Origin of the sequence: Pallidibacillus thermolactis (assembly GCF_025660415.1) — a bacterium.
Lineage (GTDB): Bacteria > Bacillota > Bacilli > Bacillales > Caldibacillaceae > Pallidibacillus > Pallidibacillus thermolactis.
Window position 1 is genome coordinate 1 of the sequence record NZ_JAOUSE010000093.1, and the last position, 3,056, is coordinate 3,056.

Annotated in this window: 3 protein-coding genes; 2 read left to right on the forward strand and 1 reads right to left on the reverse strand. The window is 32.0% G+C overall.

What is annotated here, in order from left to right; translation table 11 throughout:
- Window positions 1–425 precede the first annotated feature (425 nt).
- Window positions 426–917 carry a L,D-transpeptidase family protein gene (locus OEV82_RS15945; RefSeq protein WP_173661339.1) on the forward strand — a complete coding sequence of 164 codons (492 nt, stop codon included), beginning with the start codon at window positions 426–428 and terminating at the stop codon, window positions 915–917.
- A 246-nt stretch (window positions 918–1,163) separates the two neighbouring features.
- Entirely contained in the window at window positions 1,164–1,808 is a 645-nt protein-coding gene (locus tag OEV82_RS15950) for an SDR family oxidoreductase (protein WP_173661337.1), read from the forward strand.
- 57 nt (window positions 1,809–1,865) lie between these two features.
- Here OEV82_RS15950 and proC read toward each other — a convergent pair whose 3' ends face one another.
- The gene (gene proC, locus OEV82_RS15955; protein ID WP_173661334.1) at window positions 1,866–2,663 is read right to left on the reverse strand and encodes a pyrroline-5-carboxylate reductase; all 798 of its coding nucleotides are present in this window, start codon (window positions 2,661–2,663) and stop codon (window positions 1,866–1,868) included.
- Window positions 2,664–3,056 lie beyond the last annotated feature (393 nt).

Here is a 3,056-nt window from a genome sequence, read left to right on the forward strand (position 1 = left end):
CACAATCTCCTAAAATTTGTAGGTAATATCAAGCTGTTTTCAGGAAAATGTAAAAAGAGCGAATTGAGAAATACAAGGATTTCTCAATTTCGCTCTTTTTTTGGGGACTTATTGGACAGCCCCAAAATAAAATCTATATTAACCAAATTATTTAATAAAAAACACTTGACTAGAGGTAAGAAAGGGCTGATCAAATATACTACATCCCAAAATTTGGAGTGAAATCCTATTTTTGGGCATTATCATATAGCCCTTTTTTCTGTATTATTAAACTACTTAATCGTATTTTTAATGAAAATCACGAAATATATTTTGAAATTAAAAAACGAAAAGTTATATTATTCTTATTCATTAATTATAATGGTATTAACGGCATTCATGATATATATGATCCATAACGAAGGAATTTTTTAGGAGGGATCGATTTGATTCACATCGTGAAGGCGGGGGAGACATTATATCAAATTTCTCGAGATTATAGAATACCTTTGGCAAATATTTTACAGGCGAATCCATCCATTGTTCCAAACATGATTTATCCTGGACAAGCGCTCAATATACCAGGTTTACCTGATCCAAACTCAATTCCATATCGAATTGAAGTGTCTGTACAAAACCGTTGGTTACGATTGTACAGAAATAATACTTTGTTAAAAGAATATCCAATCGCTGTCGGACGAATGTTGCATGGTACACCAAAAGGGCAATTTGTGATTATAAATAAGGCACCTAATCCAGGCGGTCCATTTGGCACGATGTGGATGAGTTTGTCAAAGGAACATTATGGTATTCATGGGACAAATGATCCAACATCAATTGGTAAAGCCGTATCTAAAGGTTGTATTCGAATGTATAATAAAGATGTTGAAGAACTAGCGCAAATCATTCCAATTGGTACACAAGTTCACATCTTTTAATAGATTTAAACTTAGAATAAACTTTAGATATCATTTAAAAATTCTGGAATTTTATATAAATGTATATCATTATTTTCATACAGTTACAATAACTTTAATACAAGTTCTGTTTTTTATGCACCATAGTTTACATAATATTATTATATTCAAATATATGATCATCATTTCGTTTGATAATCAAATGATTAGAAATTGAGATTTATTGTTGGTAAATTGATAGTAGTAAATAAAGAAAGGAGAATGATTATGAAAGTTTTAGTTGTTGGTGCAAATGGTAAGATAGGACGCATTTTAGTGAATAAATTACAAAATGATAATGATTTTCAAGTGAGAGCTATGGTTCGATCAGTAGAGCAAGCAAATGAATTAAACGAACGTGGGGTAGAGGCTGTTGTCGCAGATTTAGAAGGTTCAGTTGAACAAATTAGCAAAGCAATGAAGGGATGTGATGCTGTTATTTTCACAGCGGGTTCAGGATCAAAAACTGGTCCAGATAAAACATTAACCGTAGACTTAGATGGTGCTGTCAAAACGATTGAAGCTGCCGAAGCAAATAGTATTAAACGATTTGTCATGGTTAGTGCGTTACAGGCAAATAATCGTGAAAATTGGAATATGAAAATTAAACCTTATTATGTAGCAAAACATTATGCAGATCGAATTCTTATGAACAGTGATTTGCAATATACGATTGTTAAACCGGGTGGATTGTTAGATGGACCTGGAACCGGAAAGATACAAGTCGCAGAAAAACTTGAAAGAGGCACTATACCACGTGAAGATGTTGCAAGTACAATTATTGAAGTGTTACGTGAACCGAAGATGATTCGTCAATCCTTTGATTTAGTATCAGGAGATCTTACGATAAAAGAAGCAATAGCTGATTTTTAAAATAACATATTTATAAATAAGGCTATTTTAGGAAAAATCCTAGAATAGCCTTTTAAATTAAGAATTTAACTTATTTAAGTTAGCTTTAACGGCTTGAATTATTGCATTTCGGAATCCGTGTTCTTCTAAACTTGCGATGGATTGAATAGTTGTCCCATAAGGCGAACAAACATCATCTTTTAACTTTGCTGGATGTTCTCCCGACTCAAGTACCATTTTCGCTGCACCAAGAACCGTTTGTGCAACGATACGGTAAGCCATATCTCTCGGCATACCATACATGACAGCACTATCTGCTAGAGCTTCAATAAATACATAGACGAAAGCAGGTGCTGAACCACCTATTGCACCTTCAATATCCATTAAACTTTCGTCAATTACTACGGTTTTACTAAAAGAGTTAAACAATAATTCGACTTTTTCTTTTTCTTGATTTGTGAAAGTTTTATTAAAGGAAAGGGCAATCATACCTGCACCAACTGCAACAGGAGTATTTGGCATTGCTTTTACAATTTTTGTTTGACGATTGAAAAATTGTTCACATTCTGCAATTGATACACCGGCTGCGATATTGACTATGATTGTATCTTCGCGAATATAATTACGAATTTCTTCGATCACTTGTGTATATTTATTCGGTTTAACAGAAAGAAAAACAACATCACTATTTTCTGCTACTGTTATGTTATTTTGTGTAATATTTATATTAAACTTTTCACGTACTTCGTTTAACTTTGGCATAGATGGATTAGAAACAATGATATTTTCAGGATTAACTGAATCAGTTTGTATCATGCCATTAATTAAAGCTTTCGCCATATTTCCACAACCGATAAAACCGATATTTTGTTTCATATTGAATTTCCTTTCATAGAAGTTCATTTACATGATGACTATTTTAATATAGTAAAAGATTCAAAGCAACATTGGAAGCAAAGAAACTTTTTATTATTTTTTGATTAAAAATGATAAATAATATTTACTAAAGCTATACAAACCTACGAATTGAAGTGATAATAGATAAAAATGATAAAAAAACGAATTTTTTACTCAAAAAATTTGTTCAACCAATCTATATATAAGATCAATCTATTTATAAGAAAAGAACTGCTTGTAGGCAGTTCTTTTCAGACTGTCGACAAACCCCAACTCAAATGCTTCATTTGAGTTGGGATTTGTCTTTTTTTGCTCATCATTTTCTAAGATTCTTATCTTATTTAGGCTGGACATGGTCTTTTCCATGTCCAG

Excerpts from the sequence above, each read along its gene's own strand:
- proC (WP_173661334.1), bottom strand. The coding sequence starts at position 2,663 with ATGAAACAAAATATCGGTTTTATCGGTTGTGGAAATATGGCGAAAGCT.
- OEV82_RS15950 (WP_173661337.1), top strand. The coding sequence starts at position 1,164 with ATGAAAGTTTTAGTTGTTGGTGCAAATGGTAAGATAGGACGCATTTTA.